Origin of the sequence: Mesorhizobium sp. M0140 (assembly GCF_040322475.1) — a bacterium.
Classification (GTDB): Bacteria; Pseudomonadota; Alphaproteobacteria; order Rhizobiales; family Rhizobiaceae; genus Mesorhizobium.
Map to the genome: position 1 here is coordinate 120,651 of NZ_JAMYTM010000002.1, position 13,569 is coordinate 134,219.

The following is a 13,569-nucleotide window of genomic DNA, read 5'->3' on the forward strand; positions in this document are numbered from 1 at the left end:
GGGACAGCACCCCCCTCTGGCCTACCGGCCATCTCCCCCGCAAGGGGGGAGATTGGATGTAGTCTCGGCTTTCGCTAATCTCCACGGTTGCTGGAATGTGCGAAAGCGCCAAAGCTGCCAATCTCCCTCCTTGCGGGGGAGATGTCCGGCAGGACAGAGGGGGGTGCTGTCCCGCTGCCATCGAAGTTTTTGACACTACTGAAAATTCCGCCCCTTGGGCATGACCCTTTCCGCTTCTTCGGACAGCGTTGCGAGATCCTGCCGGATCGGTGCGCTTTGTTTGGCGGGGCTGGAGTGATCCGAACGCTCCTTGGCGAGGTCTCTCGGAGAAACCGCTGGTTCGGCCCCGCTGACCTTCTCCAGAAGTACGGTCAGCCAGGGCGTCAGATCCTCGATCCTCTCGGCGACGATGTGGACCACGCCCGATTCCGACTGCAATTTTCCGGTGACCTTGACGAACCGGGCGCCCATGACGATGGGTCGGTAACGGTCGAAGGTTCTTTGCCAGAAGATGACGTTGGCAACCGCCTTGTCGTCCTCCAGCGTCAGGAAGATCGCATTGCCCTTGCCGGGGCGCTGCCGCACCAGCACGAGGCCGGCGACGGAGACGCGCCTGCCGTCGCGCACGGAAGGCAGGTTCGCATTGGGGATGACGCCGGCGCGGTCGAGCCGCTCGCGCAGGAAGGCGACCGGATGCGCCTTCAGCGACAGGCCGAGCGCGCGGTAATCATGGATGACATGCTCGCCGAGCGGCATTTTCGGCAGCTTCGTCTCAGGCTCCAGCTCGCGCAGGCGAAGCGCCGGCTGGTCGAACAGCGGCAGCCTTTCGGCGGCGCTCTTGCCGTCGAGCGCGCGCACCGCCCACAAGGCTTCGCGACGATCAAGGCCGAGCGAGCGGAAGGCATCGGCCTGCGCCAGTTTTTCGATCTCGCCGACATCGAGACTGGAGCGCAGCCAGACATCCCTGACGGATACATAGCCTGAGCTGCGCTGTTCGACGAAAGCCTCCATGCGCTCCTTCGACAGGCCCTTGATCTGCCTGAAGCCGAGCCGGACGGCATGCTTCGTCTCGATGACGCCGCGCATTTCGGCATGGCGTGGGATGATGCGGGCCGGATCGAACGGCGCCTTTTCCAGCGCACAATCCCACACCGAAAAATTGACGTCGACGTCACGAATGTCGACACCATGGTCGCTTGCGTCGCGCACCAGCTGGGCCGGCTGGTAAAACCCCATCGGCTGTGAATTCAGGATCGCGGCGCAGAACACGTCGGGATAGAAGGTCTTGAACCAGCAGGAGGCATAGACGAGCAGGGCGAAGGAAGCGGCATGGCTTTCGGGAAAGCCGTATTCGCCAAAACCCTCGATCTGCTTGAAGCAGCGCTCGGCGAAGTCCTTCGTGTAACCTTTGTCGACCATGCCTTTGATCATGCGGAGACGATAATTGCCGATGGTGCCGGTGCGCTTGAAGGTGGCCATGGCACGGCGCAGTTCATCGGCCTCGCCCGGCTTGAAGCCGCCGGCAACAATGGCGATCTTCATCGCCTGCTCCTGGAACAGCGGCACACCAAGCGTCTTGCTGAGGATCGCCTCCAGCTCCGGCTTTTGATACTCGGGTTTTTCCTTGCCTTGCCGGCGGCGCAGATAGGGATGGACCATATCGCCCTGGATCGGGCCCGGCCGCACGATCGCCACCTCGATGACGAGATCGTAAAAATTGTCTGGCTGGAGACGCGGCAGCATCGACATCTGGGCGCGCGATTCGATCTGGAAGACGCCGAGCGTATCGGCGCGGCAGATCATCTTGTAGACCTGCTTATCTTCCGGCGGCAGGGTGGCCAGCACATAGGGCTGCCCATAGTCATCCCGCGCATTAGGATAGTGATCCGTGAGCAAGGTGAAGGCGCGTTGCAGGCAGGTCAGCATGCCGAGCGCCAGGATGTCGACCTTGAGGATCTTCACCGCGTCGAGATCGTCCTTGTCCCATTCGACCATCTTGCGCTCGTCCATCGCCGTCTTGACGATGGGCACGATCTCATCGAGCCGGTCCCTGGTGATGACGAAGCCGCCGACATGCTGCGACAAATGGCGGGGAAACCCCATGATCTCGTTGGCGCGTTCCATCACATGCCGAGACACCGGATCGGTGCGGTCGAGGCCGCCGGCGCGGGCTTCCTTCTCGCCGAGCTCCGAGGTCGACCAGCCCCAGATCGAGCCGGAAAGGGACGTCCTGATATCCTCGGACAGACCCATTGCCTTCGACACTTCGCGCAGCGCCGACCGGCCGCGATAGCTGATGACGGCGGCGGCAAGTGCCGTGCGCTTGCCGCTGTATTTCTCATAGATGTATTGCATCACCTCTTCGCGTCGCTCATGCTCGAAGTCGACGTCGATATCCGGCGGCTCGTTCCTCTCCTCGGAAATGAAGCGCTCGAAGAGCGTATCGATCTTGTCGGGTCCGACTTCGGTGATGCCGATGCAGAAGCAGATGATCGAATTGGCGGCCGAACCACGTCCTTGGCAGAGAATGCCCTGGCCACGGGCGAATTTGATGATGTCGTAGACGGTCAGGAAATAGCGGGCGTAGTTGAGGCGCTCGATGAGAGTGAGCTCTTCCTGGATGCGCTTGATCACCGAATCCGGCACACCCGCCGGATAGCGGTTGGCCGCTCCCTCCCGAGCCAGCCGCTCCAGTTCAGCCTGTGGGCCAAGACCCGATTCCGTCGGCTCGTCCGGATAATTGTACTGAAGGTCGCTCAACGAAAAGGTCAATTCTTCCGCAAACCGCAAGGTCTCGGCCAATGCTTGCGGATGCCTGCGGAACAGGCGCGCCATCTCCATTGGCGGCTTCAGATGACGCTCGGCATTGGCGGTGAGTTGCAGCCCGACCTCGGCGACGGGCGTGTTGAGGCGGATCGCGGTCAGCACGTCCTGCAGCGGGCGCCGTTCGGCGGTGTGATAGAGAACGTCGTTGGTCGCCATCAGCGGAATACCGACGCTCTCGGCAAGAGCCGCGGCCTGCTCGATGCGGAAACGGTCATTGCCGGCGTAGTCGGGCGAAACGGCCAGACGGAGATTTCTGCCGAAACGATCCTTGAGCAGCCGAAGCAAGGCGAGACCGTCCTGCGCCCCCGCCGACAGATCGGGCAGGACTGCCAGCGACATCAGATCCCCCCATTCGAGCAGGTCGCTGCGCTGGAGAAGGGTGGCGCCCTTTTCGTTCTCGTCGCGCAGATTGGCCTGGGTGAGCATGCGGCACAGATGCCCCCAGCCCTTGCGGTCCTGGGGATAGGCGAGGATGTCCGGCGTGCCGTCGCCAAAAACCAGCCGGCAGCCGGGATGATAGGAGAGTGTCTCGACCTTGGCCTGCTGCCAGGCGCGCACCACGCCGGCCACCGTGTTGCGGTCGGCAAGCCCGATCGCCGAGAAGCCCAGGAGCTTGGCCGCGACCACCAGCTCCTCCGGCTTGGAGGCGCCGCGCAGGAAGGAGAAATTCGACTGGATGCCGAACTCGGCAAAGGGAATGACGGTCAGCGCGTTCATGCGAAGACACCATGCATGAACCAGCGCGGCGGCACCTGCGTGTTGCCGTAAAGACCTTGCCGGTAAAGCCAATAGCGGCGACCATCGGCGTCCTCGATACGGAAATAGTCGCGGGTTGACGTGATCGGGTCGCTCGCTGCCTCGCGCCACCATTCGGCGGCGATGCGTTCCGGCCCTTCGGCGCGCGTGACCCGGTAGAGCGCGCGCCGCCAGCGGAAGTTCAGCGGTGGTCCTTCAGGCATTTCAGTGGCCGGCACATCGATGGGTTCGGGCGAGCGGAACAGCCGGATCGGCCGTTCCGGCGGAAATATGGTTTTTGGTGCCTGCAGCCTGTCCGGCTTCTTCGGCGGCGTGGTCCGGCGTGGCGCTTCGGTGAAGGGGATCGTGGCGACGGCACGCTCCGGCAGATGGCTTTCGACCGCGACCGGCCGGAGAACCGCGCCCTCGCCGAGCCGGGCGCGGATGCGGTCGGCGAACAGCGCGATGTCGGCACCGTCGTCGGCCGTTTCGCCAGTCAGATCGGCCTGCTGCATGTCGAAGGTGGCTGCCGCCAGCACCGAAAGCCGCACCAAGTCGAAGCCATAACCGGCATCGATATCCTGTTCGAGCGCGGCCAGCCGCTCATGGAACAGTTTCTGGATCAGCATGGGTTCGCGCATCGGCCGCGAGGTGCCGAGCGCGATGCGGCTGACGGCGCCGTCGACCCGAAAGAGCAGCAGCGCCAGTGTCCTGGCACCCTCGCCGCGGCGCTCGAGATCGGTTTTCAAGGTCGCCGCCAGCATGCCCACCAGCCGTTCGATGTCCTCGGTCAGGGTGACGGGTTCGGCGAGATGGCGTTCGACCGAAAGCGGCGCGACGGGAAGGCGCGGCGACACCGCTTCGTCGAGACGGCCAAGCGCCTGGTCGAGGCGCAGGAGCAGCAAGGCGCCAAAGCGGCGGGCGAGCGGCACGCGCGGTGCCGCCATGACGGCGCCCGCCGTGCGCAGGCCGACGCTTTCCAGGCTGGTGCGGGTCGCCGGCTCAATGCGCAGCGCGGCCAGCGGCAGGGGTGCCAGCAGCGCTTCCTCCTCGCCTGACCCAACGATGCGGTCGCCGCAAAACCGTGCCGCCGCCCAGGCCGCGCCCGGCGTCGCGGCAAGCCCGGCACGGACATCGAAACCCTGATGGAAGAAGCGCGACAGGATGTCGTCCAGCATGGCACGTTCGCCGCCGAACAGATGGGTGCAGCCGGTGACGTCGAGAAACAGGCCGTCCGCGCCATCCAGCGCCACCAGCGGGGTGTAGCGGTCGCACCAGTCGGCAAGGCCTTCGAGCAGGCGGCGGTCGGCTTCCGGATCGGCCTCGACGATGTCGATCGACGGATGCATGGCGCGCGCATCGGCAATGCCCATGTCGCGCTTCAGATGCAGCGCCTCAGCCCGCTCGTCGAGGGCCGAGATGCGCTGTGCGTTGCGGTCGCGATGGCTGATCACGAGCGGCGGGTGAGATGGGTGATCCGACGGCCGGGAACGCCAGGACCGCCCCAGACGCTGCCGCAGGATTCTTTCCGCCGCCAGATAGGGAAACCACAGGGACAGGATTCTTTGCCCGGTCTCTTCCCTCGCTCCTTCTTTCGTCACCCCATCTTTCGTCGAATGCGCATTCATCGGGATTCCACTCCAGTGTGAATTGTCCAGGCAGGGCCGTGCGGCTCTTGCCGATGGTGAGGGTGAAGGCCGGGCGGCCGATCGAGCCGGCCAGCGGCCCGGCGATGGTGTCGCGCGGCACCGCCGGTGCCGACGTGACGATGAGGCGGACGGGTGCCGCCGTCGGTTCGGGCTCGGCCGCCTGCCGCAGCAGGAACACCGGGCGGCCGGCCGCTTGCGCCCTTGCATGCAGCCGGCGTGTCGCGGTCAGGTCAAGCCGCTGCGGATTGCCGCGAATTTCGAGGATGACCGCGGCGAGCGCCGTCATCCGGGCCGCCTCCTCGGCGACCCACAGCGCATCGACAAGTCTCGGTGCCTCGGAAAACAGCAATTGCTCCGGCTCGATGCCGAACGAGGCGTGAAGCCCCCTGGCATAGGGAAAGCCGGCCTCGCGAAAGATCTCCGATGTGCCGATCCACAGCACCGGCAGCCCCGGCGTTTGCTTGAGGATCAGGCTTGTGAGCGACAAAGCGAAGCCGGCGACGGCCCCGGCATCGCGGGTTTGCGTGCCATGGATTTCGCTCAGGGCGGCCTTCGGCAGGCCGCCGCTCAGGGCGGCGTCGAGGCGCTCGACGCCAATAGGCAGGAACGCATCCGGCAACGCCGCGGCAATGCCACGCCGGACGATTGTGAGATCGGTGTTGACGTCGGCATCAAAGGGCGCGGCGGCCGGCGCAGCCAAGCGCTCGGGCAGCGTTCCCTCGATTTTCGCGATCTGGCGGCGCAGGGCAAAAACAGTCTCCCGCGCCACGGCGGTCATCGCCATGACGGTCAGCTTCCACTCACATTGTTCCTGTTATGTTCCCTATAGATTCCAGAGCGCATCCCAAGAGTCAAGCAGACACATGGGGAATTTATTCCTCTCCGCGCGGATGGCGCAGGCGCATCGGCCCGTGTCATTTGCCGATTACGGTGCGAAAGCCTATATGCCGGGATCAAAGGACAAAGCATGGCCCGCATCTACAAGACCCGCACCTGGCACGACGAACTCTCGCCCTCGATGGACGAAATGGAGTTCCTGGCGCTGGAGGCGTACGCCCATCTGCCGGAGGATTTTCGCAAGCTGACCGGCGAGATCGTTATCCAGATCGCCGAATTCCCGACCGACGAGATCATGGACGATCTGTCGCTAGAAACGCCGTTCGACCTGCTCGGTCTGTTCGAGGGACGCGGCATCGCCGAGCGCTGGAACCCGCAGACCGGCGAAGGCCCAAACCGGATCACGCTCTATCGCCGCGCCATCCTCGACTACTGGTCCGAGAACGAAGAGACGCTGGGCGACATCGTCACCCACGTGCTGATCCACGAGATCGGCCACCATTTCGGCCTGTCGGACGATGATATGGAGAAGATCGAAGAGGCGGCGGAATAGCTGGTTCCTGCGTCGCGTGAAATGTCCATTCCTATCCAGTCGGTCCACAACCCAGCGGCGGCAAGGGTTTCTGGGATCCCGCTTCAGATAGGTTGGTCATTCGGCTGATGAAAAGATGCAGCGCCTTGCGCACGGCGAGCGATGGCGGCTCGGACGGATGCCACTCCGGAAAATGACCATCAACCACCATTCGTGCCAACCCATAGACAAAGGCACGAGCGGCAAGAACCAGATGATCGAAATCCGCGTTCGCAGCCAGTTGACCCTGGTGTTGCGCTTGGGTCAGCAGGTCGATCATCTTCCGGCGAATGGCCTCATTCTGACCGCGAAGACTGTCCGACGCGTCGAAATCAATCAGGGTTCGGGAACTGATGATCTGGAAATGCGTGGGATTGGCGATCGCCCATTCCAGATAGCCTTGTCCGATTGCTTCGAAGGCCACGATGGGATCCGCGCTGTCGACTGCTGAAAGTGCATTGGCAACGGCCTCTGTCAGCCGGTTCATGGCCTGTTCGGCGACCGCGGTCAGCAGCGCTGTTTTCGACTGAAAATGCCGGAAGGGGGCGCCGGGGGAAACGCCGGCCCGCTTTGCGGCTTCGCGCACGCTTACATTGTCGGGGCCGCCTTCCTCGACAAGTTGAATTGCAGCATCGATCAACGTGTCCCGCAAATGGCCATGGTGGTAGCCGGTGCGGTGAGGCGTCTTGGCGTTTGCCATCTCTTCTCCTTCGTTTTCGTTCCGGAGGCCTGCTTCACGCATCTGTAGCACGATCCGCGATTTATGTAATCACTGTTTACAATGCAGGCAAGAGCATGTAAGCAGTGATTACAGATGGGATCGGAACAGGCCTGCGGTCTTCGCGGCTCCCGTTTTCCCGGATGAGGAAACGAAGATGCTTGCCAGAACCGCCGAACCCCGCCGTCCGCAATCGCTCATTTCGCTGAGGAGTTCAGCCGAAGAACCTCAGCGCAAAGAGAATTCCACGACCATCCAGTCGAGCGCGGCTGTGCCCAGCGCTACGCTTTATCGGCTTGCCTCCGCGGCCGGCGTCGGAAGCGCGCTTATTCTCCTGGTCAACGCGGCCAAACGCAGCTCGCTCATCGCGACCACCGATCTGACGCAACTTCTCGCACCGGTCGCCGAGATATTGGCGCTTGGTCTTGTCGTCGGCCTGTTTCTTGCGTTTGGCCGGCGCGCGGGCCTGTTCGGCACCATCGCGTTTGTCATCAACTTCGTTGCACTGGCAAGTTTGGTCGGTGTGGAAGTGGTGATCAATCTGGTATTTTCGAAACTTCCGCTGACAACCATCATCGAGCTGCGCGCCGGCCCTCTCGGACTGGCTTTGGTCGTCAGTTCGTTCCTTTTTCTGCTTGGGACACTTGCGTTTGTAATCTCTCTTGTCGTTGCAAGAGGCGTTCCGCGCATTCCACTCGCCCTCTATTTCATTGGCGCGGTGCCTATCGCGCTCCGTGCGTTCGTGCCGGAGTGGGCTCTTGACCTGGGCCTGGTGACGCTTGCGGCAGCCATCGCCTGGCTGGCCGGCTGGCTGTGGATGCGAGCGGAGCCTACCAGTCGCTGAGCTTCGTATCGGGTCCGTATTCCTGGCCGTCTATATCCTTGACCACGGCCTGGCCGCAACGCATCGCTTTGGCCTTCTTGTCGTAGGCATAGGTCGGCGAGCCGAACAGGTGCCAGCCCTTGTTCAGCGCCGCCGTCACCTTGTGGCAGAAGCTGGCATCGTCCGGAGCGGACAGAAAGCGGTAGAGTTTCATTGTTCAATTCCTGTCGTGAGTAGCTATAGCTCGCCCGCATCCATCGAGCATTTATGACCCGATGGCGGCTGCCTTCGCCAGCAGTTTTTCGGCCTGCGCCAAGTGCAGCCGCTCGACCATCCTGCCGTTCAGCGCGATCACGCCCTTGCCGGCATTTTCCGGCAGCGCGAAGGCTTCCTTCACCGAGCGCGCCTCGGCCACCGCTTCCATGGACGGCGCAAAGGCTCGGTTCGCGGCTTCGATCTGGGCCGGGTGGATAAGGCTCTTGCCGTCGAACCCCATGGCTGCGGCTTCCGCGCATTCATGTGTGAAAGCGTCGAGGTCACGAAAATCGTTGGAGACGCCGTCGAGCATGTCGATGCCGCCGGCGCGCGCGGCCAGCACCATCTGCATCAGCCATGGCACGAGGTAGCGTCGATCAGGCGTTGCCAGAATGCCGGTCTCCTTGACCAGATCATTCGTTCCGGCAACGAAACAATTTAGCCGCGAGGCCGGATCACGGCCAAGCTCGGCGATGGCGCCGATGTTGAGCAGCGCCTTGGGCGTCTCGATCATCGCCCATAGTTTCACGCTATCGGGGACAAAATTGTCGTCAAGCACATCGCCGGCCTCGAGCAGGTCGCGCGGCGTGTCGACCTTGGGCAGAAGGATGCCGTCGGGCTCACAGCTTGCGGCAGCCAGCAGGTCGTCGGCGCCCCATTCGCTTGATATCGCATTGATGCGCACGATCATCTCGCAGCGTCTGCCAATATGGCTGGCAACGGGATGGCCGGCGAAAATGCTGGCCAGTTTTTCGCGGGCAGTGATCTTGTCGGCCGGAGCGACGGCGTCTTCCAGGTCGATGATGATTGCGTCGCAGGCAAGCTGCGCGATCTTGGCCAAGGCCTTGTCATTGGAGGCCGGGATGTAGAGCACGGAGCGGCGCGGGCGATAGGTTTCCATGGGTGATCTATGCCGCCTGCGGTTGTTGGAGGCAAGCGCGCAGGGCTGTGCGCCCACCCTCCCCCTTGTGGGGAGGGTCGCTGCGAAGCAGCGGGGTGGGGGTGCGGCGCCGGACCCCCACCCGGACCTGCGGTCCGACCTCCCACAAGGGGGAGGTAGACGCTCGGCGTCCCGACCCTGCACGAAAACTGCACATGCCTGCGGAAAACCTCCTCGCATCCGCCCCACCCTTTCCCCGTCGGCCTGACAAACAGGCGGCATGCAAAAGCGAGCAAAACCCTATTGGTTCCTGCCTCACCGGCTGCGCAGCGAAGGCTGGTGGCTGGCCGATCGCCGCGCGCGAACGCCACGGCGATCCTCATTCCCTTTGTCCGCAGAACCCCGCCGGCAATCCGGCCGGACGCCATCAGGAAGGCCAGGTCATGATATCCTTCTTCACCGCCGCGCCGAGCTATTGCAGCCGCTTCGGTGTCGCCATCCTGCTGGCAGCACTTGCGGATTCTCTCTTTTATGGCCAACCCGCCGGCATCACGGTTTTCCTGTTTGCCACCCTGATTGCCGCCGCGGTGGTCGCCGTGCATCCCGCGGCCTTCAGCGACGGCAGGGTCTGGCTCAAGCCCGCCGCCTTGCTTGTCGCGCTGCTGCCGCTGGCTGAAAACGTCAGCACCCTGTCAGTTTCGATCGCGCTGGCGGCGCTGACCGTCTTTGCGCTTTCGCTGAGCGGGCGGCTGCGGCACAGCATCGCCCGCATTGCCGGCCAGATCGCGCTGTTCGGGCTGGCGGCGCCGTTCCGCTTCGCCAATGATTTCATCCGCTGGCGCAAGACGGCGCGCCGGTTCGGCCGACGGCGCATCCGGCTGGCGGCGATCGCTGTCTGGGTGATGCCGCTGACGCTGGGTGCGGTCTTCCTGGCGCTGTTCGGCGCCGCCAATCCGGTGATCGACTACTGGCTGTCGCTGATCGACCTCGTGAGGCTGCTCGATCTTATCCAACTGGCGCGGATTGCCTTCTGGCTGTTCGTGCTAGCTGCTGTCTGGGCTTTTCTGCGGCCGCGCCTGCCGCGCCTAGTTCGTCGCATCCCGCACGCGGCGCCGGCCGTCAGCGCTCAAGCCGACAAAACCGTCACCACCATCGAAGACATCCTGTTCGGCAAGGCCGCCATCCTGCGCGCCCTGATCATCTTCAACGTCCTGTTTGCGCTGCAGACGGCGCTCGACGCCACCTATCTGTGGGGCGGGGCGGCCCTTCCCGACGGGCTGAGCTACGCGGCCTACGCGCATCGTGGCGCCTATCCCCTGATCGTCACTGCGCTGCTTGCCGCCGGCTTCGTGCTGACGGCGCTGCGACCAGGCAGCGAGACATCGGCCGATCCGCTCATCCGCCGGCTGGTCTATGCCTGGGTGGCGCAGAACATCATGCTGGTCATTTCGTCGATCCTGCGGCTCGACCTCTATGTCGGCATCTATGCATTGACCTACTGGCGCGTCGCCGCCTTCGTCTGGATGGGGCTGGTCGCATCGGGGCTTGCCCTGATCATCGCCCGCATCGCACTGGGAAAATCCAACGAATGGCTGCTGTCCGCCAATCTTCTGACGTTATCTCTGGCGCTTTATGCCGGCTGTTTCATCAATTTTGCAGCGACGATCGCCAACTACAATGTCGACCATTCCCTCGAAATGACCGGCCAGGGCATTCCCCTAGACGCCTGGTATCTTCACTCGCTCGGTCCGGGCGCGTTTCCCGCACTCGATCGGTTCCTCGAGCAGCAGGGCAAGACGGCGGCCGCCGGCACTGTCCGCGAACTGGCCGGCGTGCGCGGCAGCGATGAAATCTGGTATCGAACTATCCAGCAGAACTGGCGGGCCTGGAGCTTTCGCGACTGGCGGCTGCTTCGATATCTCGACACCAAGGGGCCGTTCGTGATTCCCTCCGCAATCGAACTTTCCATGCCGGGCCGCTGATCCATGCCGCATCACATCCTCGTCGCCGACGATGACCCGCACATCCGCGAGGTGATCTGCTTTGCGCTGGAAAAGGCCGGCATGAAAACGACAGGGGTGGCCGACGGTGCCGCCGCCCTGCAAGCGATCGGCCGCCGGGCGCCGGATCTTGTCGTGCTCGACATCGGCATGCCGGAGATGGACGGGCTGGAGGTCTGCCGGCGACTGCGGCACACATCCGATGTGCCGGTGCTGTTCCTGTCCGCGCGCGACGAGGAGATCGACCGCATCCTCGGGCTCGAAATGGGCGGCGACGACTATGTAACGAAACCATTCAGCCCGCGCGAGCTGGTCGCCCGCGTCAACGTCATCCTGCGGCGCGCCCGCCCGGCGGCGCCCGAACCGGTCGACGACAGGCAGTTTTCGCATGGCAAACTGGCTCTGGCGCCGGCCAGTCACGCTGCCAGCTTCGATGGCAAGGCGCTTGCCCTGACGGGGATCGAATTCTCGATTTTAAAAGGGTTTCTGACGCGGCCCGCGCATGTGCTCGACCGCGACGCAGTGATGGCCAGCGCCTATGCCGCAAACATCCATGTCGCCGGCCGCACCGTCGACAGCCATATCCGCAACATCCGCGCCAAGCTGGCAGCAGTGGGTTGCCTGGATGTTATCGAGACGGTGCATGGCGTCGGCTTCCGGCTCGGCCGATGCGGCTGACGACTTCCGGCAAATGGGTCGGCCGCAAATGGCGGCCACGGCTTGCCACGGTCGTCGTCGCCATCTTGATCATGGTGATGGCCCTGCCATTGGTCGGCCTGTTCTTCTTCCGCCTCTACGAGAACCAGCTGATCCGTCAGACCGAAGCGGAGCTGATCGCGCAAGGGGCGGCCATCGCCGCCATCTATGCGCAGGATGTGCGTGACGCCGGCATTGCGGCGGACAAGCTCGGCGCGCCGATGCCGGGGCCAGGCGGGGATTCAAGCCGAAGCGTCAATCCGGACCCGCTCTACAGGCCAATCGAACCGCAACTCGATCTTGCCTCGGATTATGTGCTGCCGACCCGGCCGGCGGCGATGCCGGCGATCGTCGATCCCGCCTTTGCCGCGATCGGCACCCGTCTGTCCGGTATTCTCGACGCCACGCAGAAAACCACGCTGGCCGGCTTCCGGCTGCTCGATCCCCGGGGCGTCGTCATCGCCGGTCGTGGCGAGGTCGGCCAGTCGCTCGGTGCGGCCGAGGAGGTGCGCACAGCACTTGCCGGTCACTATGCCAGCGCGCTCAGGCTGCGCATTCCCGACCAGCCGACGCCACCGCTCTATTCAGTCAGCCGCGGCACCAAGGTGCGTATCTTCGTCGCCCTGCCGGTCGCCGTCGATGGCCAGGTCGCCGGCGTTGTCTATGTGTCGCGGACGCCCAACAACATCATCAAGCATCTCTATGGCGAACGCGGCAAGGTGACCTTGGCGGCGATTGCCATTCTCGGCGGCACGCTGCTCATCGGTCTCATCTTCCTGCGCACCGTCAGCCGGCCGATCTATGCGCTGATCGACCGCACCGAGCGCATCGCCGCCGGCGACCGCACGGCGATCCGGCCGCTCGACCATCACGGCACGCGAGAGATGGCGGAGCTGTCCGCAGCCTTCCTCGACATGGCCGAAAAGCTTCAGGCGCGGTCGGACAGCATCCAGACTTTCGCCACCCATGTCTCGCACGAGCTCAAATCGCCGCTGACGGCGATCCAGGGCGCGGCCGAACTGCTGCGCGATTCCGGTGGCGCGATGGACGATACGGAGCGGCGGCGCTTTTCCGACAATATCGTCACCGACGCCGGGCGGCTCAATCTGCTGGTTCGCCGTCTGCTCGACCTAGCGCGTGCCGAAAACCTGGCGCCGAGCGGCGAAAGCACATCGATCGGTGCGGCGCTGGCGCTGCTGCCCGTCGACAACAGGCTGGCGGTTTGCGTCGGAGCCGGCGGCGACATCAGATTGCGCATATCGGCCGAGAACGCGGCTATCGTGCTGGCCAATCTCATCGACAATTCGGCCAGGCACGGCGCGACGGCGGTTTCTGTCTCCGCTACGAGCGCCGACGGCAAGGCGAGCATCCTGGTCAGCGACGACGGCGCCGGCATTTCGCCGAGCAATCGGGCGCGCATTTTCGAGCCGTTCTTCACCACGCGGCGCGAACAGGGCGGCACCGGCATGGGGCTCGGCATCGTGCTGGCCCTCCTGAAAGCGCATGATGGTATGATCGCGCTGGTTGACAGCGAACGCGGCACGCGCTTCGAGATCATTGTGCCGGTGGCGTGACGGAC

At 64.0% G+C, this 13,569-nt stretch carries 11 protein-coding genes; 5 read left to right on the forward strand and 6 right to left on the reverse strand.

From position 1 onward, the window contains the following. Positions 1-195: 195 nt before the first annotated feature. From NKJ37_RS02535 to NKJ37_RS02545, 3 genes are read right to left on the reverse strand one after another with little or no spacing between them, the layout of a single operon-like run. A complete protein-coding gene (locus tag NKJ37_RS02535; RefSeq protein WP_352772536.1) occupies positions 196-3,543 on the reverse strand; it encodes an error-prone DNA polymerase in 3,348 nt (1,115 codons plus the stop codon). After that, positions 3,540-5,015, reverse strand: a complete 1,476-nt coding sequence (locus tag NKJ37_RS02540; protein WP_352772539.1) for a DUF6504 family protein — start codon at positions 5,013-5,015, stop codon at positions 3,540-3,542. Before NKJ37_RS02540 ends, NKJ37_RS02535 begins: the two co-directional genes overlap by 4 nt. Then, positions 4,957-5,994: an ImuA family protein gene (locus tag NKJ37_RS02545; RefSeq protein ID WP_352772542.1), complete on the reverse strand. Its 1,038-nt coding sequence runs from the start codon at positions 5,992-5,994 to the stop codon at positions 4,957-4,959. The genes NKJ37_RS02540 and NKJ37_RS02545 overlap by 59 nt, the downstream gene beginning before the upstream one ends. Before the next feature lie 183 nt (positions 5,995-6,177). On the opposite strand from NKJ37_RS02545, the gene NKJ37_RS02550 reads away from it, so the two are divergent. Then, the gene (locus tag NKJ37_RS02550; protein WP_023763026.1) at positions 6,178-6,600 is read left to right on the forward strand and encodes a metallopeptidase family protein; all 423 of its coding nucleotides are present in this window, start codon (positions 6,178-6,180) and stop codon (positions 6,598-6,600) included. A 31-nt stretch (positions 6,601-6,631) separates the two neighbouring features. Here the strand turns inward: NKJ37_RS02550 and NKJ37_RS02555 are convergent, their stop codons facing one another. After that, the gene (locus NKJ37_RS02555; protein WP_352723102.1) at positions 6,632-7,318 is read right to left on the reverse strand and encodes a TetR/AcrR family transcriptional regulator; all 687 of its coding nucleotides are present in this window, start codon (positions 7,316-7,318) and stop codon (positions 6,632-6,634) included. Positions 7,319-7,493: 175 nt separating this feature from the next. Between NKJ37_RS02555 and NKJ37_RS02560 the strand changes: the two genes are divergently transcribed. Further along, positions 7,494-8,180 carry a hypothetical protein gene (locus NKJ37_RS02560; RefSeq protein WP_352612530.1) on the forward strand — a complete coding sequence of 229 codons (687 nt, stop codon included), beginning with the start codon at positions 7,494-7,496 and terminating at the stop codon, positions 8,178-8,180. Here NKJ37_RS02560 and NKJ37_RS02565 read toward each other — a convergent pair. Together NKJ37_RS02565 and NKJ37_RS02570 are read right to left on the reverse strand one after the other, a co-directional pair. Beyond that, positions 8,167-8,373 carry a DUF1737 domain-containing protein gene (locus NKJ37_RS02565; protein WP_013528780.1) on the reverse strand — a complete coding sequence of 69 codons (207 nt, stop codon included), beginning with the start codon at positions 8,371-8,373 and terminating at the stop codon, positions 8,167-8,169. The two genes, NKJ37_RS02560 and NKJ37_RS02565, sit on opposite strands and share 14 nt — an antisense overlap. Before the next feature lie 51 nt (positions 8,374-8,424). Continuing rightward, positions 8,425-9,315, reverse strand: a complete 891-nt coding sequence (locus NKJ37_RS02570) for an HpcH/HpaI aldolase/citrate lyase family protein (RefSeq protein WP_352442389.1) — start codon at positions 9,313-9,315, stop codon at positions 8,425-8,427. 422 nt (positions 9,316-9,737) lie between these two features. On the opposite strand from NKJ37_RS02570, the gene NKJ37_RS02575 reads away from it, so the two are divergent. Genes NKJ37_RS02575 through NKJ37_RS02585 form a run of 3 tightly spaced genes read left to right on the forward strand, consistent with a single transcriptional unit; the run spans position 9,738 to position 13,564 of the window. Then, the gene (locus NKJ37_RS02575; RefSeq protein WP_352772545.1) at positions 9,738-11,276 is read left to right on the forward strand and encodes a DUF4153 domain-containing protein; all 1,539 of its coding nucleotides are present in this window, start codon (positions 9,738-9,740) and stop codon (positions 11,274-11,276) included. A 3-nt stretch (positions 11,277-11,279) separates the two neighbouring features. Continuing rightward, positions 11,280-11,972 carry a response regulator transcription factor gene (locus NKJ37_RS02580; protein WP_128304302.1) on the forward strand — a complete coding sequence of 231 codons (693 nt, stop codon included), beginning with the start codon at positions 11,280-11,282 and terminating at the stop codon, positions 11,970-11,972. Continuing rightward, entirely contained in the window at positions 11,963-13,564 is a 1,602-nt protein-coding gene (locus NKJ37_RS02585) for an ATP-binding protein (protein ID WP_352772547.1), read from the forward strand. Before NKJ37_RS02580 ends, NKJ37_RS02585 begins: the two co-directional genes overlap by 10 nt. Positions 13,565-13,569 lie beyond the last annotated feature (5 nt).

Excerpts from the sequence above, each read along its gene's own strand:
- NKJ37_RS02535 (WP_352772536.1), bottom strand. The coding sequence starts at position 3,543 with ATGAACGCGCTGACCGTCATTCCCTTTGCCGAGTTCGGCATCCAGTCG.
- NKJ37_RS02545 (WP_352772542.1), bottom strand. The coding sequence starts at position 5,994 with ATGGCGATGACCGCCGTGGCGCGGGAGACTGTTTTTGCCCTGCGCCGC.
- NKJ37_RS02550 (WP_023763026.1), top strand. The coding sequence starts at position 6,178 with ATGGCCCGCATCTACAAGACCCGCACCTGGCACGACGAACTCTCGCCC.
- NKJ37_RS02555 (WP_352723102.1), bottom strand. The coding sequence starts at position 7,318 with ATGGCAAACGCCAAGACGCCTCACCGCACCGGCTACCACCATGGCCAT.
- NKJ37_RS02560 (WP_352612530.1), top strand. The coding sequence starts at position 7,494 with ATGCTTGCCAGAACCGCCGAACCCCGCCGTCCGCAATCGCTCATTTCG.
- NKJ37_RS02565 (WP_013528780.1), bottom strand. The coding sequence starts at position 8,373 with ATGAAACTCTACCGCTTTCTGTCCGCTCCGGACGATGCCAGCTTCTGC.
- NKJ37_RS02570 (WP_352442389.1), bottom strand. The coding sequence starts at position 9,315 with ATGGAAACCTATCGCCCGCGCCGCTCCGTGCTCTACATCCCGGCCTCC.
- NKJ37_RS02575 (WP_352772545.1), top strand. The coding sequence starts at position 9,738 with ATGATATCCTTCTTCACCGCCGCGCCGAGCTATTGCAGCCGCTTCGGT.
- NKJ37_RS02580 (WP_128304302.1), top strand. The coding sequence starts at position 11,280 with ATGCCGCATCACATCCTCGTCGCCGACGATGACCCGCACATCCGCGAG.
- NKJ37_RS02585 (WP_352772547.1), top strand. The coding sequence starts at position 11,963 with ATGCGGCTGACGACTTCCGGCAAATGGGTCGGCCGCAAATGGCGGCCA.